This is a genomic window from Pseudomonas sp. zfem003, from assembly GCF_032621675.1.
GTDB classification, from domain to species: domain Bacteria; phylum Pseudomonadota; class Gammaproteobacteria; order Pseudomonadales; family Pseudomonadaceae; genus Metapseudomonas; species Metapseudomonas otitidis.
Genome location: NZ_JAVYJG010000010.1, coordinates 16583 through 37001, shown reverse-complemented (window position 1 = coordinate 37001; position 20419 = coordinate 16583). Strand labels below are relative to the sequence as shown.

The following is a 20419-nucleotide window of genomic DNA, read 5'->3' as shown; positions in this document are numbered from 1 at the left end:
GGCTTTTTCGTGGAGCGGTGGATCAGGCCAGGTCGAAGCGGTCGAGGTTCATCACCTTGGTCCAGGCGGCGACGAAGTCCTGGGTGAACTTCGCCTGGGCGTCGGCACTGGCGTAGACCTCGGCGATGGCGCGCAGCTGCGAGTTGGAACCGAACACCAGGTCGACGCGGGTGGCGGTCCACTTCAGGGCGCCGCTGCTGCGGTCACGGCCTTCGAACAGCTCGGCGGCTTCGCTGGTGGGCTTCCACGCCGTCCCCATGTCCAGCAGGTTGGCGAAGAAGTCGTTGCTGAGCGTGCCGGGGCGCTGGGTCAGTACGCCGTGGGCGGTCTGCCCGACGTTGGCACCCAGTACCCGCAGGCCGCCGACCAGTACGGTCATTTCCGGGGCGGTGAGGGTCAGCAGCTGGGCACGGTCCACCAGCATCTCCTCGGCGGTCACGGTGAAACGCGCCTTCTGGTAGTTGCGGAAGCCGTCGGCCAGGGGTTCCAGCACGGCGAAGGACTCGACGTCGGTCTGCTCCTGGGAAGCGTCCATGCGACCCGGGGTGAAGGGCACTTCCAGGGCCTGCCCGGCGGCCTTGGCAGCCTGCTCGATGCCCACGCCACCGGCGAGGACGATCAGGTCGGCCAGGGAGACCTTCTTGCCACCGGCTTGCGAGCGGTTGAAGTCGGCCTGGATGCCTTCCAGCACGCCAAGAACGCGAGCCAGTTGCGCGGGCTGGTTGGCTTCCCAGTCCTTCTGCGGTGCCAGGCGGATGCGGGCACCGTTGGCGCCGCCGCGCATGTCGGAACCGCGGTAGGTGGAGGCCGAGGCCCAGGCGGTGGACACCAGCTCGCTGACCGAGAGGCCGGAGGCCTGGATGCGTGCCTTGAGCTGGGCGATGTCCTGCGCGTCTACCAGCGGGTGGTCGACGGCCGGGATCGGGTCTTGCCAGATCAGCTCTTCAGCCGGGACTTCCGGGCCGAGGTAGCGGGCACGCGGCCCCATGTCGCGGTGGGTGAGCTTGAACCAGGCGCGGGCGAAGGCGTCGGCGAAGGCCTGCGGATCCGCCAGGAAGCGGCGGGATATCTTCTCGTAGGCCGGGTCCAGGCGCAGCGACAGGTCGGTGGTGAGCATGGTCGGGCGGTGCATCTTCGACGGGTCGTGTGCATCCGGGATGACCGCATCAGCACCCTTGGCCACCCACTGGTGGGCACCGGCGGGGCTCTTGGTCAGTTCCCAGTCGTACTTGAACAGGTTCTCGAAGAAGTAGTGGCTCCACTGGGCCGGGGTCTGGGTCCAGGTGACCTCGAGGCCACTGGTGATGGTGTCCGAGCCCTTGCCGCTGCCGAAACTGCTGTGCCAACCGAGGCCCTGGGCTTCGATGCTGGCGGTTTCCGGGTCAGCCCCCACATGGGCGGCGTCGCCGGCACCGTGGGTCTTGCCGAAGGTGTGACCGCCGGCGATCAGGGCGACGGTTTCCTCGTCATCCATGGCCATGCGGGCGAAGGTTTCGCGGATGTCACGGGCTGCGGCGATCGGGTCGGGGTTGCCGTCCGGGCCTTCCGGGTTCACGTAGATCAGGCCCATCTGCACGGCAGCCAGCGGGTTCTCCAGGTCACGGTCACCGCTGTAACGGCTGTTGGGCTTCTCGCTGGTGGCCAGCCACTCGCGCTCGGAACCCCAGTAGATGTCCTCTTCCGGCTCCCAGATATCGCGGCGGCCGCCGGCGAAACCGAAGGTCTTGAAGCCCATGGACTCGAGGGCGACGTTGCCGGTCAGGATCATCAGGTCGGCCCAGGAGATCTTCTGGCCGTACTTCTGCTTGATAGGCCACAGCAGGCGGCGGGCCTTGTCGAGGTTGACGTTGTCCGGCCAGCTGTTGAGCGGGGCGAAACGCTGGTTGCCGGTACCCGCACCGCCGCGGCCGTCTGCCGTGCGGTAGGTGCCGGCGCTGTGCCAGGCCATGCGGATGAACAGCGGGCCGTAGTGGCCGAAGTCTGCGGGCCACCAGTCCTGGGAATCGGTCATGAGGGCGTGGAGGTCACGCTTGAGGGCCTGCAGGTCGAGGCTCTTGAAGGCTTCGGCGTAGTCGAAGCCGCTGTCCAGGGGATCGGACAGGCTGGAGTGCTGGTGCAGGATCTTCAGGTTCAGCTGGTTAGGCCACCAGTCGCGGTTGGACGTACCACCGCCGGCGGAATGCTGCGCACCGCCACCGGAAAAGGGGCACTTGGCTTGGGCGGGGGTCGTGGGCTTCTGGCTCATCTGTGATCGCTCCTTATCAGGTCGTCACCGGCCCGTGCCGGCGATGGAGGAAAGATTAGAATGCCATCAGAAAGAGAGCCAATTTATTAACCGTAACAAAACAATAGAAAATAACTCTTACAAGATCGCGGGCATAAAAAAACCGGGCACTAGGCCCGGTTTCTTCACAGCGACCGATTACTCGGCAGCGGCTTCGACTTCACCAGCGACCGGACGGTCAACCAGTTCGACGTACGCCATGGGGGCGTTGTCGCCAGCGCGGAAGCCGCACTTCAGGATGCGCAGGTAGCCGCCCTGACGGTTGGCGTAGCGCTTGCCCAGATCATTGAACAGTTTGCCAACGATGGCTTTCGAACGAGTACGGTCGAAGGCCAGACGACGGTTGGCAACGCTGTCTTCCTTGGCCAGGGTGATCAGCGGCTCGGCAACGCGACGCAGTTCCTTGGCTTTGGGCAGGGTGGTTTTGATCAGTTCGTGCTCGAACAGCGATACCGCCATGTTCTGGAACATGGCCTTGCGGTGAGCGCTGGTGCGGCTGAGGTGACGGCCACTTTTACGATGACGCATGGTTCAATTCCTTACCAAACTAAGACGTTCGGTGATTACGACGATCAGGCAGTCGCCTTGTCGTCCTTCTTAAGACTTGCCGGCGGCCAGTTGTCGAGGCGCATGCCGAGGGACAGACCACGGGAGGCCAGGACGTCCTTGATCTCGGTCAGGGACTTCTTGCCCAGGTTCGGAGTCTTGAGCAGCTCTACTTCGGTACGCTGAATCAGGTCGCCGATGTAGTAGATGTTCTCCGCCTTCAGGCAGTTGGCCGAACGCACGGTCAGCTCAAGGTCGTCGACGGGGCGCAGGAGGATCGGATCGATCTCGTCTTCCTGTTCCACGACCACGGGCTCGCTGTCACCTTTGAGGTCCACGAACGCTGCCAGCTGCTGTTGCAGGATGGTAGCGGCGCGACGGATAGCCTCTTCGGGATCCAGGGTGCCGTTGGTTTCCAGGTCGATGACCAGCTTGTCCAGGTTGGTGCGCTGCTCGACACGGGCGTTTTCCACGACGTACGCAACGCGACGGACCGGGCTGAAGGAAGCGTCGAGCTGGAGACGGCCAATGCTACGGCTCTCGTCTTCATCGCTCTGGCGCGCGTCAGCGGGTTCGTACCCACGGCCGCGAGCCACTTTCAGCTTCATGTTCAGCGAGCCGTTGTCCGCCAGGTTGGCGATGACGTGGTCACCGTTGACGATCTCGACATCATGATCCAGCTGAATATCGGCAGCAGTGACAACGCCCGGGCCTTTCTTGACCAGGTTCAGCGTTACTTCGTCACGGCCGTGCAGTTTGACAGCCAGACCTTTCAGGTTGAGCAGGATTTCAATGACGTCTTCCTGAACACCTTCGATGGCGCTGTACTCATGGAGTACGCCGTCGATTTCGGCCTCGACTACTGCACAGCCAGGCATGGAGGACAACAGGATGCGACGCAGCGCGTTGCCCAGGGTATGGCCGAAGCCACGCTCGAGAGGCTCGAGCGTGATCTTGGCGCGGGTCGTGCTGACCGCTTGCACATCGATGTGGCGAGGGGTCAGGAACTCATTTACCGAACTCTGCATGGATGCACCTATTTTCTAGCCCTTACTTGGAGTAGAGCTCGACAATCAGGTTTTCGTTGATGTCGGCGGACAGATCAGTACGAGCCGGAACGCTTTTGAACACGCCCGACTTCTTGTCGGCGTCGACTTCAACCCACTCAACGCGACCGCGCTGAGCGCACAGCTCAAGGGCTTGAGCAATGCGAAGCTGGTTCTTGGACTTCTCGCGAACAGCGACTACGTCACCAGCCTTGACCTGATAGGAGGGGATGTTGACGGTCTGGCCGTTCACGCTGATGGCCTTGTGGGAAACCAGCTGGCGGGACTCGGAACGGGTAGCGCCGAAGCCCATACGGTAGACGACGTTGTCCAGGCGGCACTCGAGGAGTTGCAGCAGGTTCTCGCCGGTAGCGCCCTTGCGACGGGCAGCTTCCTTGTAGTAACCGCTGAACTGACGCTCCAGTACACCGTAGATACGACGGACCTTCTGCTTCTCGCGCAGCTGGGTGCCGTAGTCGGACAGACGGCCACGACGGGCACCGTGCTGACCAGGAGCGGATTCGATGTTGCACTTGGACTCGAGGGCACGAGCGCCGCTCTTCAGGAAGAGGTCAGTGCCTTCACGACGGGACAGTTTGCATTTGGGACCAATGTAACGAGCCATTTCTCACTGTCTCCTATTACACGCGACGCTTCTTCGGCGGACGGCACCCGTTGTGCGGGATCGGCGTCACGTCGGTGATGCTGGCAATCTTGTAGCCGCAGGCGTTCAGAGCACGCACAGCGGACTCGCGACCCGGACCGGGACCCTTGACGTTGACGTCGAGGTTCTTCAGACCGTATTCCAGAGCAGCCTGACCGGCACGCTCGGCAGCCACCTGGGCAGCGAACGGGGTGCTCTTACGGGAGCCACGGAAACCGGAACCACCGGAGGTCGCCCAGGACAGAGCGTTGCCCTGACGGTCGGTGATGGTCACGATGGTGTTGTTGAAAGAAGCGTGGATATGGGCGATCCCATCAACCACTGTCTTCTTGACTTTCTTACGGGGACGAGCAGCAGGCTTAGCCATGACTTAATTCCTGTCGATTCGCGGGCGCAAAATTACTTGCGGATCGGCTTACGCGGGCCCTTGCGGGTGCGCGCGTTGGTCTTGGTGCGTTGGCCATGAACAGGCAGACCACGACGGTGACGCAGGCCGCGGTAGCAACCCAGGTCCATCAGACGCTTGATGTTCATGTTGATCTCGCGGCGCAGGTCACCCTCGGTGGTGAGCTTGGCCACTTCGCCACGCAGCTGTTCGAGCTGCTCGTCGGTCAGATCCTTGATTTTCACCGACGGGTTGACGCCGGTGGCCGCACAGATGTTCTGCGCGGTGGTGCGACCAACACCGTAGATGTAGGTCAGCGAGATAACAGTGTGCTTGTTATCTGGAATGTTGACGCCTGCAATACGGGCCATTCAATGAAAACTCCAGTTGACAGCTATCGGTGCCCCGGAAGCCAAGAAATAGGGCGCGCGATATTAGCGCTGTAATAACGAATAATCAACCCGGCAGCACACTAGCTGCCGGGCTCACGACGCGTGAATCACACTCAGCCTTGGCGCTGTTTGTGACGCGGCTCCGCGCTGCAGATCACGCGAACGATACCGTCGCGGCGAATGATCTTGCAGTTACGGCACAGCTTCTTCACCGATGCACGAACTTTCATCAGTAACTCCTAGAACCTTACGGCACTGCGTCAGCGGAGCATTCCGCCGCCGTAGCCCTTCAGGTTGGCTTTCTTCATGAGGGATTCATACTGGTGCGAAACGAGGTGCGACTGTACTTGGGCCATAAAGTCCATCACAACCACGACCACGATCAGCAACGAGGTCCCGCCAAGGTAGAACGGAACGTTTGCCGCAACCACAAGGAACTGGGGAAGCAGGCAGACAGCCGTCATGTACAGGGCACCGAACATGGTCAGACGAGTCAGAACGCCATCGATGTAGCGCGCAGACTGCTCACCAGGACGAATACCCGGGATAAAGGCACCGGACTTCTTCAGGTTCTCCGCCACGTCTTTCGGGTTGAACATCAGCGCTGTATAGAAGAAGCAGAAGAATACGATCCCTGCACTAAACAGCAGAATGTTCAACGGCTGACCAGGAGCGATCGCCTGCGAGAGGTCCTGCAGCCAGCCCATTTTCTCGGACTGACCGAACCATGCGCCCAGCGAGGCCGGGAACAGCAGGATACTGCTGGCGAAAATGGCCGGGATCACACCCGCCATGTTCACCTTCAGCGGCAGGTGGCTGTTCTGCGCAGCAAAAACCTTGCGGCCCTGCTGACGCTTGGCATAGTGCACCGCGATGCGGCGTTGACCACGCTCGATGAACACCACAAAACCGATGATCGCAACAGCCAGGAGGCCGATGGCGATCAGAGCGAAGATGTTGATATCGCCCTGACGAGCAGACTCGAAAGACTGCCCGATCGCCCTCGGCAGACCGGCAACGATGCCCGCGAAGATAAGCATCGAGATACCGTTGCCGACACCGCGCTCGGTGATCTGCTCGCCCAGCCACATCATGAACAATGCACCCGCCACGAAGGTGGTGACTGCCACGAAGTGGAAGCCGAAATCAGTCGAGAAAGCGACGCCCTGACTGGCCAGGCCAACAGCCATGCCGATGGCCTGAACCAGTGCTAGGGCTACGGTGCCATAGCGGGTGTACTGGCTGATCTTGCGACGGCCAGCTTCACCTTCCTTCTTCAACTGCTCCAGCTGCGGGCTGATAGCGGTCATGAGCTGCATGATGATCGAAGCCGAGATGTACGGCATGATCCCCAGTGCAAAAATGCTCATGCGCTCCAGCGCGCCGCCGGAAAACATGTTGAACAGGCTAAGAATGGTCCCCTCGTTCTGCCGGAACAGTTCGGCCAGCCGGTCCGGGTTGATACCGGGCACTGGGATGTGCGCACCGATCCGATAGACGATGATCGCCAGGAACAGGAAACGCAGTCGAGCCCAGAGCTCGGACAATCCGCCATTGCTGAGCGCGGAGAGAGCACCTTGCTTAGCCATTTAGTCCTCGAACTTACCGCCAGCTGCTTCGATGGCCGCACGCGCACCCTTGGTGGCGGCGATGCCCTTCAGGGTGACCGCGCGAGCAACTTCGCCGGACAGCATGACTTTTACACGCTGCACGTTCTGGTTGATCACGTTGGCATCCTTCAGCGCTTGCAGAGTGACGACATCGCCTTCCACCTTGGCCAGCTCGGAGGTACGCACTTCTGCGCGATCCATGGCTTTCAGGGAAACGAAGCCGAACTTCGGCAGGCGGCGGTGCAGGGGCTGTTGACCACCCTCGAAGCCGGGAGCGATGGTACCACCGGAGCGAGAGGTCTGACCTTTGTGACCACGGCCACCGGTCTTGCCCAGACCGCTACCGATGCCACGGCCCGGACGGTGCTTCTCGCGACGGGCACCCGGCGCGGAACGCAGATCGTTCAGTTTCATGGATTAACCCTCGACACGCAGAAGGTAGTAAGCCTTGTTGATCATGCCGCGGTTCTCAGGAGTGTCCTGAACCTCTACGGTGTGACCGATACGACGCAGGCCAAGGCCCTTGACGCAGGCTTTGTGGTTGGCCAGGCGGCCATTCACGCTCTTGACCAGCGTAACTTTTACAGTAGCCATGATCAGAGAATCTCCTCGACGCTCTTGCCACGCTTGGCTGCAACAGCTTCAGGGGACTGCATGTTCTTCAGGCCCTTGAAGGTGGCATAAACCACGTTCACCGGATTGGTAGAGCCGTAGCACTTGGCCAGGACGTTCTGGACACCTGCCACTTCCAGGACAGCGCGCATGGCGCCGCCGGCGATGATCCCGGTACCTTCGGAAGCCGGCTGCATGAACACCTTGGAGGCGCCGTGAGCGGACTTGATGGGGTACTGCAGGGTGGTGCCATCCAGTTCGACCTGGATCATGTTGCGACGGGCAGCTTCCATGGCCTTCTGGATTGCAGCAGGCACTTCGCGGGACTTGCCGCGACCGAAACCGACGCGACCTTTACCATCACCCACCACGGTCAGCGCGGTGAAGGTGAAGATACGGCCACCCTTTACGGTCTTGGCAACGCGGTTAACCTGAACCAGCTTCTCGATGTAGCCTTCGTCGCGCTTTTGCTCGTTGTTCGCCATAACTTAGAACTCCAGCCCGCCTTCACGAGCAGCATCGGCCAGCGCCTTGACGCGACCGTGGTACTTGAAGCCAGAACGATCGAACGCTACCTGGGTAACACCAGCGGCTTTCGCGCGCTCGGCAACCAGCTGGCCGACTTTCTTGGCCGCGTCAACGTTGCCGGTGGCACCGCTACGCAGTTCTTTGTCCAGAGTCGAGGCGCTGGCCAGGACCTTGGCGCCGTCGGCCGAAATGACCTGGGCGTAGATGTGCTGGGAAGAGCGGTATACGCAGAGGCGTACGGCTTCCAGCTCGCGCATTTTCAGGCGTGCCTTGCGAGCGCGACGCAGACGAGTTTCTTTCTTTACGCTCATTTGCTATGCCCTACTTCTTCTTAGCTTCTTTACGACGCACGACTTCATCGGCGTAACGTACACCCTTGCCTTTGTAAGGCTCCGGCGGACGGAAGTCGCGGATCTCGGCGGCCACCTGACCGACCAGCTGCTTGTCGATACCCTTGATCAGGATGTCGGTTTGGCTGGGGGTTTCAGCGGTTACGCCTTGCGGAAGCTCGTAGTCAACCGGATGGGAGAAGCCGAGAGCCAGGGACAGCACTTGGCCTTTGGCCTGAGCCTTGTAGCCGACGCCGACCAGCTGGAGCTTGCGCTCGAAGCCTTGGCTGACGCCTACGACCATGTTGTTCACCAGCGCACGGGTGGTACCGGCCATGGCCTTGTTCTGCTGGTCGCCGTTGCGAGCGGCAAAGCGAAGCTCGCCGTTTTCCTGCAGGATTTCCACGGACGGATGTACTTTCAGCTCAAGAGTGCCCTTGGCGCCCTTAACGGAAAGTTGCTGACCGGCCAGCTTGATTTCAACGCCAGCGGGCAGCTTGACGGGGTTCTTAGCAACGCGAGACATGCTTCAACCCCCTTAGAACACAGTGCAAAGCACTTCGCCACCAACGCCAGCGGCGCGAGCAGCACGATCAGTCATCACACCTTTGTTGGTGGACACGATCGAAACGCCCAGACCGCCACGAACCTTCGGCAGCTGATCGACGGACTTGTACTGGCGCAGGCCAGGACGACTTACGCGCTTCAGCTCTTCAATGACCGGACGGCCTTCGAAGTACTTCAGCTCGATGGACAGCAGAGGCTTAACATCGCTGCTGACCTGGTATCCCGTGATGTAACCTTCGTTCTTCAGAACGTTGGCTACCGCCACCTTCAGCTTGGAGGACGGCATGCTTACGACAGACTTTTCAGCCATCTGGGCATTACGGATACGAGTTAGCATGTCCGCTAACGGGTCCTGCATACTCATGGGCTAGTTGCTCCTAAATACAAAAGAATAGCCTTGCGGCTAGAGTCACCTGCGAGCTCCAGGCACAAGAAGGCCTGAATCGGGCGAGCCGAATATTCTAGAGAGACCCTAGAAACGAATCAAGCCCCTTGCGGGGCTTGATTCGGCACATCCATGAAAGGCCGACGACTGGCGTCGACCTTCGACATCACCAGCTGGCTTTGACCAGACCGGGAACGTCACCACGCATGGCGGCTTCACGCAGCTTGTTACGGGACAGCCCGAACTTGCGGTAGACGCCGTGCGGACGGCCAGTGATGCGGCAGCGGTTACGCAGGCGCGATGCGCTGGCGTCACGCGGCTGCTTCTGCAGGGCTACCTGGGCTTCCCAACGCGCTTCCGGAGTGGAGTTCGGGTTGGCAATGATAGCTTTGAGCTCAGCACGCTTCTTGGCGTACTTGGCGACCGTCAGCTGACGCTTCAGCTCGCGGTTCTTCATGCTCTGTTTGGCCATATTCCTGCTCCAATCAGTTGCGGAAGGGGAAGTTGAAAGCGCGCAGCAGAGCGCGACCTTCATCATCAGTGCGGGCGGTGGTGGTCAAGGTGATGTCCAGACCACGCAGCGCATCGATTTTGTCGTAATCGATTTCCGGGAAGATGATCTGCTCTTTCACACCCATGCTGTAGTTGCCGCGACCATCGAAGGACTTGGCATTCAGGCCGCGGAAGTCACGAACGCGCGGGAGGGAGATGGAGAGCAGGCGATCCAGGAACTCGTACATACGATCGCGGCGCAGCGTCACCTTGACACCGATCGGCCAACCCTCGCGAACCTTGAAGCCGGCAATGGACTTGCGGGCGTAGGTCACGACGGCCTTCTGACCGGTGATCTTTTCCAGGTCGGCTACTGCGTTCTCGATGACTTTCTTGTCACCGATAGCTTCGCCGAGACCCATGTTCAGGGTGATCTTGGTAACACGCGGAACTTCCATCACGTTAGCCAGCTTCAGCTCTTCTTTCAGCTTGGGCGCGATTTGCTTCCGGTAAATCTCTTTCAGTCGTGCCATGGTGTTCTACCTATGATTCTCAAGCGCCAACCGGCTTCTGGGTGGACTTGAAGACACGAATTTTTTTGCCGTCTTCGATCTTGAAGCCAACGCGGTCAGCCTTGTTGGTTTCGCTATTGAAGATGGCGACGTTGGAGACGTGCAGGGGCGCCTCCTTCTCGACGATACCGCCCTGGATGCCGGACATCGGGTTCGGCTTGGTGTGGCGCTTTACCAGGTTGATCCCACCGACGACCAGACGGTCGTCAGCGAGAACCTTGAGCACCTTGCCACGCTTGCCCTTGTCTTTGCCGGCGATGACGATGATCTCGTCGTCACGACGAATCTTTTGCATGACGGCTTCTCCTTACAGCACTTCAGGGGCGAGCGAGACGATCTTCATGAACTTCTCGGAACGAAGCTCACGGGTCACAGGCCCGAAGATGCGGGTACCGATCGGCTCTTGCTTGTTGTTCAGCAGAACAGCAGCGTTGCCGTCGAAGCGGATGATGGAGCCATCAGGACGGCGAACACCGTGCTTGGTGCGGACCACAACAGCAGTCATCACCTGGCCTTTCTTGACCTTGCCACGGGGAATCGCTTCCTTGACGGTGACCTTGATGATATCGCCGATACCGGCATAACGACGGTGCGAACCACCCAGGACCTTGATGCACATAACGCGACGAGCACCGCTGTTGTCAGCGACGTCGAGCATGGATTGAGTCTGAATCATATCTTTCTCCGACCCTTAGTCCTTAGACTTCCACGGCACGTTCGACGATTTCCACCAGCGCCCAGGACTTGGTCTTGGCCAGCGGACGGGTCTCACGGATGGTGACCTTGTCGCCGATGCGGCACTGGTTGGTTTCGTCGTGAGCGTGCAGCTTGGTCGAGCGCTTCACGTATTTACCGTAGATCGGGTGCTTTACACGGCGCTCGATCAGGACGGTGATGGTTTTGTCCATCTTGTCGCTGACGACGCGGCCGGTCAGCGTGCGGACGGTTTTCTGAGCTTCAGCCATGATCACTTACCTGCCTGCTGGTTCAGCACAGTCTTGACGCGAGCGATGTCGCGCTTCACTTGCGAGAGCAGGTGAGACTGCCCCAACTGGCCAGTTGCCTTCTGCATACGCAGGTTGAACTGGTCGCGCAGCAGACCGAGCAGTTGCTCGTTCAGCTGCTCTGCGGTTTTTTCACGAAGTTCATTCGCTTTCATCACATCACCGTCCGCTTAACAAAGGAGGTGGCGAGCGGCAGCTTTGCAGCAGCCAGGGCGAAGGCCTCACGCGCCAGCTCTTCGGAAACACCCTCGATCTCGTAGAGCACTTTGCCCGGCTGGATCTGGGCCACCCAGTACTCGACGCCACCCTTACCTTTACCCATACGAACTTCGAGGGGCTTCTTGGTGACAGGTTTGTCGGGGAATACACGGATCCAGATCTTGCCACCACGCTTCACGTGACGGGTCAGGGCACGACGTGCCGCTTCGATCTGGCGAGCGGTGAGACGACCGCGAGAAACCGCCTTCAGGGCGAACTCGCCGAAGCTGACCTTGCTACCGCGGTGAGCCAGACCACGGTTGTGGCCGGTCATCTGCTTGCGGAATTTTGTACGCTTGGGTTGCAGCATTTTGCGTACTCCTTACTTAGCAGCTTTTTTACGAGGAGCGGGCGCTACGGGCTTCAGCTCTTCCTGGCGGCCACCAATGACCTCACCCTTGAAGATCCAAACCTTCACACCGATCACACCGTAAGTGGTGTGAGCCTCGTAGGTTGCGTAATCAATGTCGGCGCGCAGGGTGTGCAGGGGCACACGGCCTTCGCGGTACCACTCGGTACGCGCGATCTCGGCACCGCCGAGACGACCACTGACCTGGATCTTGATGCCTTTGGCACCAAGACGCATGGCGTTCTGTACCGCACGCTTCATGGCGCGACGGAACATAACGCGACGCTCGAGCTGCTGAGCAACGCTCTGAGCAACCAGCATACCGTCGAGTTCCGGCTTGCGGATCTCTTCGATGTTGATGTGCACAGGCACACCCATTTGCTTGGTCAGGTCCTGGCGCAGCTTCTCGACATCCTCACCCTTCTTGCCGATCACGATGCCGGGACGAGCGGTGTGGATGGTGATGCGTGCGGTTTGAGCCGGACGATGGATATCGATACGGCTTACGGACGCGCTTTTTAGTTTGTCTTGGAGGTACTCACGGACCTTCAGATCGGCAAACAGATAGTCGGCATAAGTGCGCTTATCTGCGTACCAGACGGAGGTGTGCTCCTTGACGATTCCCAGGCGAATGCCAGTGGGATGTACTTTCTGACCCATCTGATCGACTCCGTTACTTGTCCGCAACCTTGACAGTGATATGGCAAGACCGCTTGACGATGCGATCAGCGCGGCCCTTGGCACGCGGCATGATGCGCTTCAGCGAACGCCCTTCGTTAACGAAAACGGTGGAGACCTTGAGGTCATCCACATCAGCGCCTTCGTTGTGCTCGGCGTTGGCAACGGCCGACTCCAGCACTTTCTTCATGATTTCAGCGGCTTTCTTGCTGCTGAAGGACAGCAGGTTGAGCGCCTCGCCCACCTTCTTCCCGCGGATCTGGTCGGCGACCAAGCGGGCTTTCTGGGCGGAGATTCGAGCGCCCGACAGCTTAGCGGCTACTTCCATCTTTCCTTACCCCTTAACGCTTGGCCTTTTTGTCCGCAGCATGCCCGCGATAGGTGCGGGTAGCGGCGAACTCGCCCAGTTTGTGGCCGACCATGTCTTCGTTCACGAGAACGGGGACATGCTGGCGACCGTTGTGTACAGCGATGGTCAGACCGACCATCTGCGGCAGAACGATGGAACGACGCGACCAGGTCTTGACCGGTTTGCGATCGTTCTTTTCCACCGCCACTTCGACCTTCTTCAACAGGTGAAGATCGATAAAGGGACCTTTTTTCAGAGAACGCGGCACAGTCGTATCCTCGATTATTTACGGCGACGGACAATCATGTTGTCAGTGCGTTTGTTCGCGCGAGTCTTCGCACCCTTGGTCGGGAAGCCCCACGGCGAAACCGGATGACGACCACCAGAAGTACGACCTTCACCACCACCATGCGGGTGGTCGACCGGGTTCATGGCAACACCACGAACGGTCGGACGAACGCCACGCCAGCGCTTGGCACCAGCCTTGCCCAGCGAACGCAGGCTGTGCTCGGAGTTCGAGACTTCGCCCAGGGTCGCACGGCACTCGGCCAGAATCTTGCGCATTTCGCCGGAGCGGAGACGCAGGGTCACATAGGCACCTTCACGGGCGACCAGCTGAGCAGAAGCACCAGCGGAACGCACCAGTTGAGCACCTTTACCCGGCTTCAGCTCTACACCGTGAACGGTGCTACCAACCGGGATATTGCGCAGCTGCAGGGTGTTGCCAACCTTGATCGGTGCATGGGCGCCGGAGATCAGCTGATCACCCGCCACAACGCCCTTGGGAGCGATGATGTAGCGACGCTCGCCGTCGGCGTACTTCAGCAGAGCGATGTGCGCAGTACGGTTCGGATCGTATTCGATACGCTCTACAACGGCAGGGATACCGTCCTTGTTGCGACGGAAGTCGACCAGGCGGTAATGTTGCTTGTGACCACCACCGATGTGGCGAGTGGTGATGCGGCCGTTGTTGTTACGACCACCGGACTTGGACTTCTTCTCAACCAGCGGAGCATAGGGAGCACCCTTGTGCAGATCCTGGTTGACGACCTTGACCACGAAACGGCGGCCAGCGGAAGTCGGTTTGCATTTAACGATTGCCATGATGCACCCCTTTACTCAGCGCTGCTGGCGAAATCGAGATCTTGGCCAGGCTGGAGAGCGATATACGCTTTCTTCCAGTCATTGCGCTTGCCCAGACCACGAACGGTGCGCTTTGTCTTGCCCTTTACGTTCAGGGTGTTGACTGCGGCGACCTTCACGCTGAACAGGCTCTCTACGGCCTTCTTGATTTCCAGCTTGGTTGCATCGGAAGCAACCTTGAAGACGAATTGGCTCTTGCCATCTGCCAGAACGGTAGCCTTCTCGGAGATGTGCGGGCCAACCAGCACTTTGAATACGCGTTCCTGGTTCATGCCAGCAGCTCCTCGAATTTCTTGATGGCCGACACGGTGACCAGCACCTTGTCATAGGCGATCATGCTTACCGGATCGGAACCCTGGACATCACGCACATCGACGTGAGGCAGGTTGCGAGCGGCAAGGTACAGGTTCTGGTCGACGTCATCGGAGATGATCAGCACGTCGCTCAGACCCAGACCATTCAGCTTGCCCAGCAGGGCTTTGGTCTTCGGCGCTTCAACAGCGAACTCAGGCACTACAACCAGACGATCCTGACGAACCAGCTCGGAGAGGATGGAGCGCAGAGCTGCGCGGTACATCTTCTTGTTGAGCTTCTGGGAGTGATCCTGGGGCTTGGCAGCAAAGGTGGTACCACCGGAGCGCCAGATGGGGCTGCGAATGGTGCCAGCACGAGCACGACCAGTGCCCTTCTGACGCCACGGCTTCTTGCCACCACCGGAAACTTCGGAGCGGGTCTTCTGCGCACGGGTGCCCTGACGACCGCCAGCCATGTAGGCTACGACAGCTTGGTGAACCAGGGTCTCGTTGAACTCACCACCAAAGGTACGCTCGCTGACTTCGATAGCCTGAGCGCCACTTACATTCAATTGCATCTCAGCTTCCTCTCTTAACCGCGAGCCTTGGCAGCCGGACGCACGAGCACGTCGCCACCGGTGGCGCCGGGAACAGCACCCTTGACCAGCAGCAGGTTGCGCTCAGCATCGACACGAACCACTTCCAGGGACTGGACGGTAACGCGCTCGGCACCGAGGTGACCGGACATTTTCTTGCCCTTGAAGACACGACCAGGAGTCTGGCACTGGCCAATGGAGCCCGGGACGCGGTGAGAAACGGAGTTGCCGTGGGTATTGTCTTGACCACGGAAATTCCAGCGCTTGATGGTACCGGCGAAGCCTTTACCTTTGGACTGACCCGTGACATCAACCAGCTGACCAGCCTGGAAGATCTCGGCGGTGATCTGATCGCCTGCCTGGTACTCGCCTTCTTCAAGACGGAACTCCCAGACACCACGACCAGCAGCCACGCTCGCCTTGGCGAAGTGACCGGCCTGGGCCTTGGTTACGCGAGAGGCACGACGCTCACCGACAGTTACCTGCACGGCGCGATAGCCATCGGACTCTTCGCTTTTGAATTGGGTCACACGATTCGGCTCGATCTCGATGACCGTAACCGGAATGGAGACACCTTCTTCGGTGAAAATGCGGGTCATGCCGCACTTACGACCGACTACACCAATAGTCATGTTGTAAACCTCATGAGTGTACGGGGCTTTCACCCGCTATGGCCGCCCATTTCAGAGCGTTACACGACTAAGAACCCGAAGGTCATTAGCCGAGGCTGATCTGCACTTCCACGCCTGCAGCAAGGTCGAGCTTCATCAGCGCGTCAACGGTTTTATCCGTCGGCTGGACGATGTCCAGAACACGCTTATGAGTGCGGATTTCGTACTGATCGCGCGCGTCTTTGTTGACGTGCGGAGAAATCAGAACGGTATACCGCTCCTTGCGAGTAGGCAGAGGAATCGGACCACGCACCTGAGCACCAGTACGTTTCGCGGTTTCCACGATTTCCTGGGTGGATTGATCGATCAGGCGATGGTCAAAAGCCTTCAACCGAATACGGATTTGTTGGTTTTGCATTTTGACCTCAGACTCTATCTCTGCTTGCCCCCAACAGACGGACTACGCCTGTTAAAAGGAGGCGCAATTGTACGGACGGCCCCAGGGGGTGTCAACTTTTAACCAATCCAAAAGAAAAGGGCCCCGAAGGGCCCTTTTCTCTGATGCAGGATCGTCGATTACTCGATGATCTTGGCGACAACGCCGGCGCCGACGGTACGACCGCCTTCGCGGATTGCGAAGCGCAGGCCATCTTCCATGGCGATCGGAGCGATCAGGGTGACGACCATCTTGATGTTGTCACCCGGCATTACCATTTCAACGCCTTCCGGCAGCTCGCAGTTGCCAGTCACGTCGGTGGATAGTGCCCGGCTTGGCCAGAACCTGACCACGCTCTACTTCGTCACGCTTGGTGCCACGCAGCAGGATACCAACGTTCTCACCAGCACGGCCTTCGTCCAGCAGCTTGCGGAACATTTCAACGCCGGTGCAGATGGTCTTGGAGGTAGCACGGATACCAACGATCTCGACTTCCTCTTGGACGCGAACGATACCGCGCTCAACACGACCGGTCACAACGGTGCCACGGCCGGAGATGGAGAACACGTCTTCGATCGGCATCAGGAACGGCTGGTCAACGGCACGAATGGGCTCTGGAATGTAGGAGTCCAGGGTCTCTACCAGCTTGCGAACAGCGGAGACACCGATTTCGTTGTCGTCTTTGCCTTCCAGCGCCATCAGCGCGGAGCCGATGACGATCGGAGTGTCGTCGCCCGGGAAGTCGTAAGTGTTCAGCAGATCGCGAACTTCCATCTCGACCAGTTCCAGCAGCTCGGCGTCGTCAACCATGTCGGCCTTGTTCAGGAACACGACGATGTAGGGAACACCTACCTGACGGGACAGCAGGATGTGCTCGCGAGTCTGCGGCATGGGGCCGTCAGCAGCGGAGCAAACCAGGATCGCGCCGTCCATCTGGGCAGCACGTTGTCGATCTGATCGAACGCACGAGCCGAACCACCCCAGGTCTCGGAGCAGACTTTGGTCAGGGCAGCAGTCAGAGTGGTCTTGCCATGGTCAACGTGACCAATGGTGCCGACGTTGACGTGCGGTTTGTTACGTTCAAATTTTTCCTTAGCCACGACAGTAAACCTCTTACTTAAAGGGCGGGATTAGCCTTGTTTTTTAACGAGCGCTTCGACGATGTTCGACGGAGCTTCGGCGTACTTGGAGAATTCCATGGAGTAGCTGGCGCGACCCTGAGACATGGAGCGAACGTCGGTCGCATAACCGAACATCTCACCCAGCGGAACCTCGGCACGGATAACCTTACCGGAAACCGAGTCTTCCATACCCAGAATCAGGCCACGACGACGGTTCAGGTCACCCATCACGTCGCCCATGTAGTCCTCGGGGGTCACCACCTCGACCTTCATGATCGGCTCAAGCACCTTACCACCGCCCTTCTGGGCCAGTTGCTTGGTCGCCATGGAGGCCGCGATCTTGAACGCCATTTCGTTGGAGTCGACGTCGTGGTACGAACCATCGAATACGGTGGCCTTCAGGCCGATGAGCGGATAACCGGCAACAACGCCGTTCTTCATCTGCTCTTCGATACCCTTCTGGATCGCAGGGATGTATTCCTTCGGAACCACACCACCGACGACTTCGTTGGTGAATACCAAACCTTCGGTGATGTTGCCTTTTTCGTCCACGTCAGCCGACGAGAAGCGAATCCAGCAGTGACCGAACTGACCACGACCACCGGACTGACGAACGAACTTGCCTTCGATCTCGACGTTGTCCTTGGAAATGGTCTCACGGTAGGCCACCTGCGGCTTACCGATGTTGGCCTCTACACCGAACTCACGCTTCATGCGGTCGACGATGATGTCCAGGTGCAGCTCGCCCATACCACCAATGATGGTCTGGCCGGACTCTTCGTCAGTCTTGACGCGGAACGACGGGTCTTCCTGGGCCAGCTTGCCCAGAGCGATACCCATCTTCTCCTGGTCAGCCTTGGTCTTCGGCTCGACAGCCACGTGAATCACGGGCTCCGGGAAGTCCATGCGCTCGAGAACGATCGGTTTGTCCGGATCGCACAGGGTGTCACCTGTGGTGACGTCCTTCATGCCGATCAGAGCCGCGATGTCGCCTGCGCGCACTTCCTTGATCTCGTCACGCTGGTTGGCGTGCATTTGCACCATACGACCAACGCGCTCTTTCTTGCTCTTCACGGAGTTGATGACCGACTGGCCAGACTCCAGAACGCCCGAGTAGACGCGCACGAAGGTGAGGGTACCAACGAACGGGTCGGTAGCGATCTTGAACGCCAATGCGGAGAACGGCGCGTTGTCGTCGGCATGACGCTCGTCTTTCGGAGCCTCGTCGCCCAGATCGATGTGGTCCGGGTGGATACCCTGGATGGCCGGGATCTCGGTCGGAGCAGGCAGGAAATCGATGACGGCATCGAGAACCAGGGGCACGCCCTTGTTCTTGAACGAAGAACCGCAGACAGCCGGGACGATCTCGCAGGCGATGGTGCGCTGACGCAGACCAGCCTTGATCTCCTCGATGGAAAGATCACCTTCCTCGAGGTACTTGTTCATCAGCTCTTCGTTGGCCTCGGCAGCCGCCTCAACCATGTTGGAGCGCCACTCGTTGGCCAGGTCAACCAGCTCCGCAGGAATCTCTTCCTCGCGGTAGGAGGTACCCTTGTCGTCTTCGTTCCAGTAGATGGCCTTCATCTTCAGCAGGTCGACCTGCCCCTGGAAGTCATCTTCCGCACCGATAGCCAGCTGAACCGGAACCGGGGTGTGACCCAGGCGGTTCTTGATCTGACCAACCACACGAAGGAAGTTGGCACCAGCGCGGTCCATCTTGTTCACGTAGACGATACGCGGAACACCGTACTTGTTGGCCTGACGCCATACGGTTTCGGACTGCGGCTCAACGCCGGAGGTACCGCAGAACACCACGACAGCGCCGTCAAGCACGCGCAGGGAGCGCTCTACTTCAATGGTGAAGTCGACGTGGCCGGGGGTGTCGATGACGTTTACACGGTATTTGTCGTACTGACCGCGCGAACCTTCCCAGAAGGTGGTGATCGCAGCAGACGTAATGGTGATACCGCGCTCTTGCTCCTGCACCATCCAGTCGGTGGTAGCAGCGCCGTCGTGCACCTCACCCATCTTGTGGCTGAGACCGGTGTAGAACAGGATCCGCTCGGTAGTGGTGGTCTTGCCCGCGTCAACGTGGGCGCAGATACCGATGTTCCGGTAGCGGTTAATTGGTGTGGTACGAGCCATAAAGCCCTCGCAAAAGTATTGATGCCGTGATTAGAAGCGGTAGTGCGAGAACGCTTTGTTGGCCTCAGCCATGCGGTGTACGTCTTCACGCTTCTTGACGGCTGCGCCTTTGCCTTCGAAGGCATCCAGCAGCTCACCAGCGAGACGCAGGGCCATGGACTTCTCGCCACGCTTGCGCGCGGAGTCCACCAGCCAGCGCATTGCCAGCGCATTGCGACGAGACGGGCGAACTTCGACCGGCACCTGGTAGGTAGCACCGCCTACACGGCGGGACTTGACTTCGACCAGCGGAGCGATGGCGTCGAGAGCTTTCTCGAAGATCTCCAGGGGATCGGTGTTCTTGCGTGCCTTGACAGTATCCAGGGCACCGTAAACGATGCGCTCGGCTACGGCCTTCTTGCCGCTTTCCATCACGTGGTTCATGAACTTGGCGAGGATCTGGCTTCCGTATTTCGGATCGTCCAGGATCTCACGCTTGGCTGCTACACGACGTCTTGGCATTGATAAGCCCTCAAACGGTCTTCAGGTTAGCCCGGCACGATAACCATTCGGTTACGGCCGACCTTACTCTTATCGACTCAGTAAAAAGAATTCAGGTTGAAGCGCCGGATTACTTCGGACGCTTGGTACCGTACTTGGAGCGACCCTGCTTACGGTCTTTGACACCAGTGGTATCCAGAGAACCGCGAACGGTGTGGTAGCGAACACCCGGGAGGTCTTTTACACGACCGCCACGGATCAGCACTACGCTGTGCTCCTGCAGGTTGTGACCTTCACCACCGATGTAGGAGGTGACTTCAAAACCGTTGGTCAGGCGAACACGGCAAACCTTACGGAGTGCGGAGTTCGGTTTCTTCGGCGTGGTGGTGTACACGCGGGTGCACACGCCACGACGCTGCGGGCAGTTCTGCAGCGCAGGAACGTCGGACTTGTCGACGATACGCTTGCGCGGCTGACGTACCAGCTGGTTGATAGTTGCCATCTATAAGCTCCACTGTTGTCTTTCGACGCTATTGCCCTAAAG

Annotated in this window: 32 protein-coding genes and 1 pseudogene; all 33 read right to left on the bottom strand. The window is 59.3% G+C overall.

Annotated features, from left to right (window positions below):
* Positions 1 to 22: 22 nt before the first annotated feature.
* The 33 genes and pseudogenes from katG to rpsL all read right to left on the bottom strand — a co-directional run bounded on the left by katG (position 23) and on the right by rpsL (position 20377).
* A complete protein-coding gene (katG, locus tag RTK35_RS23135; RefSeq protein WP_236214739.1) occupies positions 23 to 2245 on the bottom strand; it encodes a catalase/peroxidase HPI in 2223 nt (740 codons plus the stop codon).
* A gap of 177 nt (positions 2246 to 2422) precedes the next feature.
* Positions 2423 to 2812, bottom strand: coding sequence for a 50S ribosomal protein L17 (gene rplQ / locus RTK35_RS23130; RefSeq protein WP_016490551.1), 390 nt, complete (start codon positions 2810 to 2812; stop codon positions 2423 to 2425).
* A gap of 44 nt (positions 2813 to 2856) precedes the next feature.
* Positions 2857 to 3858 (bottom strand): DNA-directed RNA polymerase subunit alpha, encoded by a 1002-nt coding sequence (locus RTK35_RS23125; protein ID WP_044411060.1) that lies wholly within the window; start codon positions 3856 to 3858, stop codon positions 2857 to 2859.
* A gap of 22 nt (positions 3859 to 3880) precedes the next feature.
* Entirely contained in the window at positions 3881 to 4501 is a 621-nt protein-coding gene (gene rpsD, locus RTK35_RS23120; protein ID WP_044411057.1) for a 30S ribosomal protein S4, read from the bottom strand.
* A 16-nt stretch (positions 4502 to 4517) separates the two neighbouring features.
* Complete coding sequence (gene rpsK, locus RTK35_RS23115; RefSeq protein ID WP_003093689.1) at positions 4518 to 4907, bottom strand: 30S ribosomal protein S11; 390 nt, start codon at positions 4905 to 4907, stop codon at positions 4518 to 4520.
* Between the two features lie 32 nt (positions 4908 to 4939).
* A complete protein-coding gene (gene rpsM, locus RTK35_RS23110; protein WP_044411054.1) occupies positions 4940 to 5296 on the bottom strand; it encodes a 30S ribosomal protein S13 in 357 nt (118 codons plus the stop codon).
* 134 nt (positions 5297 to 5430) lie between these two features.
* The gene (rpmJ, locus tag RTK35_RS23105; protein ID WP_003093693.1) at positions 5431 to 5547 is read right to left on the bottom strand and encodes a 50S ribosomal protein L36; all 117 of its coding nucleotides are present in this window, start codon (positions 5545 to 5547) and stop codon (positions 5431 to 5433) included.
* A 30-nt stretch (positions 5548 to 5577) separates the two neighbouring features.
* Positions 5578 to 6906, bottom strand: coding sequence for a preprotein translocase subunit SecY (gene secY / locus RTK35_RS23100; RefSeq protein WP_044411046.1), 1329 nt, complete (start codon positions 6904 to 6906; stop codon positions 5578 to 5580).
* The gene (rplO, locus tag RTK35_RS23095) at positions 6907 to 7341 is read right to left on the bottom strand and encodes a 50S ribosomal protein L15 (protein WP_069562476.1); all 435 of its coding nucleotides are present in this window, start codon (positions 7339 to 7341) and stop codon (positions 6907 to 6909) included.
* Between the two features lie 3 nt (positions 7342 to 7344).
* Positions 7345 to 7521 carry a 50S ribosomal protein L30 gene (rpmD, locus tag RTK35_RS23090; RefSeq protein ID WP_036991154.1) on the bottom strand — a complete coding sequence of 59 codons (177 nt, stop codon included), beginning with the start codon at positions 7519 to 7521 and terminating at the stop codon, positions 7345 to 7347.
* A 2-nt stretch (positions 7522 to 7523) separates the two neighbouring features.
* A complete protein-coding gene (gene rpsE, locus RTK35_RS23085; RefSeq protein WP_044411025.1) occupies positions 7524 to 8024 on the bottom strand; it encodes a 30S ribosomal protein S5 in 501 nt (166 codons plus the stop codon).
* A 3-nt stretch (positions 8025 to 8027) separates the two neighbouring features.
* The gene (rplR, locus tag RTK35_RS23080; RefSeq protein ID WP_044411023.1) at positions 8028 to 8378 is read right to left on the bottom strand and encodes a 50S ribosomal protein L18; all 351 of its coding nucleotides are present in this window, start codon (positions 8376 to 8378) and stop codon (positions 8028 to 8030) included.
* Between the two features lie 10 nt (positions 8379 to 8388).
* The gene (gene rplF, locus RTK35_RS23075) at positions 8389 to 8922 is read right to left on the bottom strand and encodes a 50S ribosomal protein L6 (protein WP_044411021.1); all 534 of its coding nucleotides are present in this window, start codon (positions 8920 to 8922) and stop codon (positions 8389 to 8391) included.
* A 12-nt stretch (positions 8923 to 8934) separates the two neighbouring features.
* Positions 8935 to 9327: a 30S ribosomal protein S8 gene (gene rpsH, locus RTK35_RS23070; RefSeq protein ID WP_069565396.1), complete on the bottom strand. Its 393-nt coding sequence runs from the start codon at positions 9325 to 9327 to the stop codon at positions 8935 to 8937.
* Positions 9328 to 9514: 187 nt separating this feature from the next.
* Positions 9515 to 9820 carry a 30S ribosomal protein S14 gene (rpsN, locus tag RTK35_RS23065; RefSeq protein WP_044411017.1) on the bottom strand — a complete coding sequence of 102 codons (306 nt, stop codon included), beginning with the start codon at positions 9818 to 9820 and terminating at the stop codon, positions 9515 to 9517.
* A 13-nt stretch (positions 9821 to 9833) separates the two neighbouring features.
* A complete protein-coding gene (gene rplE, locus RTK35_RS23060; RefSeq protein WP_316909093.1) occupies positions 9834 to 10373 on the bottom strand; it encodes a 50S ribosomal protein L5 in 540 nt (179 codons plus the stop codon).
* Positions 10374 to 10392: 19 nt separating this feature from the next.
* Positions 10393 to 10707 (bottom strand): 50S ribosomal protein L24, encoded by a 315-nt coding sequence (rplX, locus tag RTK35_RS23055; RefSeq protein ID WP_069562478.1) that lies wholly within the window; start codon positions 10705 to 10707, stop codon positions 10393 to 10395.
* Positions 10708 to 10719: 12 nt separating this feature from the next.
* On the bottom strand, positions 10720 to 11088 hold the full coding sequence (rplN, locus tag RTK35_RS23050) for a 50S ribosomal protein L14 (RefSeq protein WP_003448734.1): 369 nt from the start codon (positions 11086 to 11088) through the stop codon (positions 10720 to 10722).
* Positions 11089 to 11110: 22 nt separating this feature from the next.
* Positions 11111 to 11377, bottom strand: coding sequence for a 30S ribosomal protein S17 (rpsQ, locus tag RTK35_RS23045; protein WP_044411009.1), 267 nt, complete (start codon positions 11375 to 11377; stop codon positions 11111 to 11113).
* Positions 11378 to 11379: 2 nt separating this feature from the next.
* Positions 11380 to 11571 (bottom strand): 50S ribosomal protein L29, encoded by a 192-nt coding sequence (rpmC, locus tag RTK35_RS23040; RefSeq protein ID WP_044411006.1) that lies wholly within the window; start codon positions 11569 to 11571, stop codon positions 11380 to 11382.
* Positions 11571 to 11984: a 50S ribosomal protein L16 gene (gene rplP, locus RTK35_RS23035; RefSeq protein ID WP_044411003.1), complete on the bottom strand. Its 414-nt coding sequence runs from the start codon at positions 11982 to 11984 to the stop codon at positions 11571 to 11573. Before rplP ends, rpmC begins: the two co-directional genes overlap by 1 nt.
* Before the next feature lie 12 nt (positions 11985 to 11996).
* A complete protein-coding gene (gene rpsC, locus RTK35_RS23030; RefSeq protein WP_044411000.1) occupies positions 11997 to 12683 on the bottom strand; it encodes a 30S ribosomal protein S3 in 687 nt (228 codons plus the stop codon).
* Between the two features lie 13 nt (positions 12684 to 12696).
* The gene (gene rplV, locus RTK35_RS23025; protein WP_044410997.1) at positions 12697 to 13029 is read right to left on the bottom strand and encodes a 50S ribosomal protein L22; all 333 of its coding nucleotides are present in this window, start codon (positions 13027 to 13029) and stop codon (positions 12697 to 12699) included.
* A 13-nt stretch (positions 13030 to 13042) separates the two neighbouring features.
* Positions 13043 to 13318 (bottom strand): 30S ribosomal protein S19, encoded by a 276-nt coding sequence (rpsS, locus tag RTK35_RS23020; protein WP_027590504.1) that lies wholly within the window; start codon positions 13316 to 13318, stop codon positions 13043 to 13045.
* A gap of 14 nt (positions 13319 to 13332) precedes the next feature.
* Positions 13333 to 14154, bottom strand: coding sequence for a 50S ribosomal protein L2 (gene rplB, locus RTK35_RS23015; protein ID WP_044410973.1), 822 nt, complete (start codon positions 14152 to 14154; stop codon positions 13333 to 13335).
* Between the two features lie 11 nt (positions 14155 to 14165).
* A complete protein-coding gene (gene rplW, locus RTK35_RS23010) occupies positions 14166 to 14465 on the bottom strand; it encodes a 50S ribosomal protein L23 (RefSeq protein ID WP_044410970.1) in 300 nt (99 codons plus the stop codon).
* On the bottom strand, positions 14462 to 15064 hold the full coding sequence (gene rplD, locus RTK35_RS23005; RefSeq protein WP_316909092.1) for a 50S ribosomal protein L4: 603 nt from the start codon (positions 15062 to 15064) through the stop codon (positions 14462 to 14464). The genes rplW and rplD overlap by 4 nt, the downstream gene beginning before the upstream one ends.
* 14 nt (positions 15065 to 15078) lie before the next feature.
* Positions 15079 to 15714 (bottom strand): 50S ribosomal protein L3, encoded by a 636-nt coding sequence (gene rplC, locus RTK35_RS23000; RefSeq protein WP_044410965.1) that lies wholly within the window; start codon positions 15712 to 15714, stop codon positions 15079 to 15081.
* Between the two features lie 85 nt (positions 15715 to 15799).
* Positions 15800 to 16111, bottom strand: a complete 312-nt coding sequence (gene rpsJ / locus RTK35_RS22995) for a 30S ribosomal protein S10 (protein ID WP_003243886.1) — start codon at positions 16109 to 16111, stop codon at positions 15800 to 15802.
* A gap of 158 nt (positions 16112 to 16269) precedes the next feature.
* A pseudogene (locus RTK35_RS22990) lies at positions 16270 to 17229 on the bottom strand (elongation factor Tu).
* 30 nt (positions 17230 to 17259) lie between these two features.
* The gene (gene fusA, locus RTK35_RS22985; RefSeq protein WP_074974281.1) at positions 17260 to 19395 is read right to left on the bottom strand and encodes an elongation factor G; all 2136 of its coding nucleotides are present in this window, start codon (positions 19393 to 19395) and stop codon (positions 17260 to 17262) included.
* A 30-nt stretch (positions 19396 to 19425) separates the two neighbouring features.
* Positions 19426 to 19896, bottom strand: a complete 471-nt coding sequence (gene rpsG, locus RTK35_RS22980; RefSeq protein WP_044410935.1) for a 30S ribosomal protein S7 — start codon at positions 19894 to 19896, stop codon at positions 19426 to 19428.
* 109 nt (positions 19897 to 20005) lie between these two features.
* Positions 20006 to 20377, bottom strand: coding sequence for a 30S ribosomal protein S12 (gene rpsL / locus RTK35_RS22975; protein ID WP_044410932.1), 372 nt, complete (start codon positions 20375 to 20377; stop codon positions 20006 to 20008).
* Positions 20378 to 20419: the final 42 nt, after the last annotated feature.

Bases quoted from the DNA above. Each gene is read 5' to 3' on its own strand.
- katG (WP_236214739.1), bottom strand. From the start codon at position 2,245: ATGAGCCAGAAGCCCACGACCCCCGCCCAAGCCAAGTGCCCCTTTTCC.
- rplQ (WP_016490551.1), bottom strand. From the start codon at position 2,812: ATGCGTCATCGTAAAAGTGGCCGTCACCTCAGCCGCACCAGCGCTCAC.
- RTK35_RS23125 (WP_044411060.1), bottom strand. From the start codon at position 3,858: ATGCAGAGTTCGGTAAATGAGTTCCTGACCCCTCGCCACATCGATGTG.
- rpsD (WP_044411057.1), bottom strand. From the start codon at position 4,501: ATGGCTCGTTACATTGGTCCCAAATGCAAACTGTCCCGTCGTGAAGGC.
- rpsK (WP_003093689.1), bottom strand. From the start codon at position 4,907: ATGGCTAAGCCTGCTGCTCGTCCCCGTAAGAAAGTCAAGAAGACAGTG.
- rpsM (WP_044411054.1), bottom strand. From the start codon at position 5,296: ATGGCCCGTATTGCAGGCGTCAACATTCCAGATAACAAGCACACTGTT.
- rpmJ (WP_003093693.1), bottom strand. From the start codon at position 5,547: ATGAAAGTTCGTGCATCGGTGAAGAAGCTGTGCCGTAACTGCAAGATC.
- secY (WP_044411046.1), bottom strand. From the start codon at position 6,906: ATGGCTAAGCAAGGTGCTCTCTCCGCGCTCAGCAATGGCGGATTGTCC.
- rplO (WP_069562476.1), bottom strand. From the start codon at position 7,341: ATGAAACTGAACGATCTGCGTTCCGCGCCGGGTGCCCGTCGCGAGAAG.
- rpmD (WP_036991154.1), bottom strand. From the start codon at position 7,521: ATGGCTACTGTAAAAGTTACGCTGGTCAAGAGCGTGAATGGCCGCCTG.
- rpsE (WP_044411025.1), bottom strand. From the start codon at position 8,024: ATGGCGAACAACGAGCAAAAGCGCGACGAAGGCTACATCGAGAAGCTG.
- rplR (WP_044411023.1), bottom strand. From the start codon at position 8,378: ATGAGCGTAAAGAAAGAAACTCGTCTGCGTCGCGCTCGCAAGGCACGC.
- rplF (WP_044411021.1), bottom strand. From the start codon at position 8,922: ATGTCTCGCGTTGCTAAGAACCCCGTCAAGCTGCCCGCTGGCGTTGAA.
- rpsH (WP_069565396.1), bottom strand. From the start codon at position 9,327: ATGAGTATGCAGGACCCGTTAGCGGACATGCTAACTCGTATCCGTAAT.
- rpsN (WP_044411017.1), bottom strand. From the start codon at position 9,820: ATGGCCAAACAGAGCATGAAGAACCGCGAGCTGAAGCGTCAGCTGACG.
- rplE (WP_316909093.1), bottom strand. From the start codon at position 10,373: ATGGCACGACTGAAAGAGATTTACCGGAAGCAAATCGCGCCCAAGCTG.
- rplX (WP_069562478.1), bottom strand. From the start codon at position 10,707: ATGCAAAAGATTCGTCGTGACGACGAGATCATCGTCATCGCCGGCAAA.
- rplN (WP_003448734.1), bottom strand. From the start codon at position 11,088: ATGATTCAGACTCAATCCATGCTCGACGTCGCTGACAACAGCGGTGCT.
- rpsQ (WP_044411009.1), bottom strand. From the start codon at position 11,377: ATGGCTGAAGCTCAGAAAACCGTCCGCACGCTGACCGGCCGCGTCGTC.
- rpmC (WP_044411006.1), bottom strand. From the start codon at position 11,571: ATGAAAGCGAATGAACTTCGTGAAAAAACCGCAGAGCAGCTGAACGAG.
- rplP (WP_044411003.1), bottom strand. From the start codon at position 11,984: ATGCTGCAACCCAAGCGTACAAAATTCCGCAAGCAGATGACCGGCCAC.
- rpsC (WP_044411000.1), bottom strand. From the start codon at position 12,683: ATGGGTCAGAAAGTACATCCCACTGGCATTCGCCTGGGAATCGTCAAG.
- rplV (WP_044410997.1), bottom strand. From the start codon at position 13,029: ATGGAAGTAGCCGCTAAGCTGTCGGGCGCTCGAATCTCCGCCCAGAAA.
- rplB (WP_044410973.1), bottom strand. From the start codon at position 14,154: ATGGCAATCGTTAAATGCAAACCGACTTCCGCTGGCCGCCGTTTCGTG.
- rplW (WP_044410970.1), bottom strand. From the start codon at position 14,465: ATGAACCAGGAACGCGTATTCAAAGTGCTGGTTGGCCCGCACATCTCC.
- rplD (WP_316909092.1), bottom strand. From the start codon at position 15,064: ATGCAATTGAATGTAAGTGGCGCTCAGGCTATCGAAGTCAGCGAGCGT.
- rplC (WP_044410965.1), bottom strand. From the start codon at position 15,714: ATGACTATTGGTGTAGTCGGTCGTAAGTGCGGCATGACCCGCATTTTC.
- rpsJ (WP_003243886.1), bottom strand. From the start codon at position 16,111: ATGCAAAACCAACAAATCCGTATTCGGTTGAAGGCTTTTGACCATCGC.
- fusA (WP_074974281.1), bottom strand. From the start codon at position 19,395: ATGGCTCGTACCACACCAATTAACCGCTACCGGAACATCGGTATCTGC.
- rpsG (WP_044410935.1), bottom strand. From the start codon at position 19,896: ATGCCAAGACGTCGTGTAGCAGCCAAGCGTGAGATCCTGGACGATCCG.
- rpsL (WP_044410932.1), bottom strand. From the start codon at position 20,377: ATGGCAACTATCAACCAGCTGGTACGTCAGCCGCGCAAGCGTATCGTC.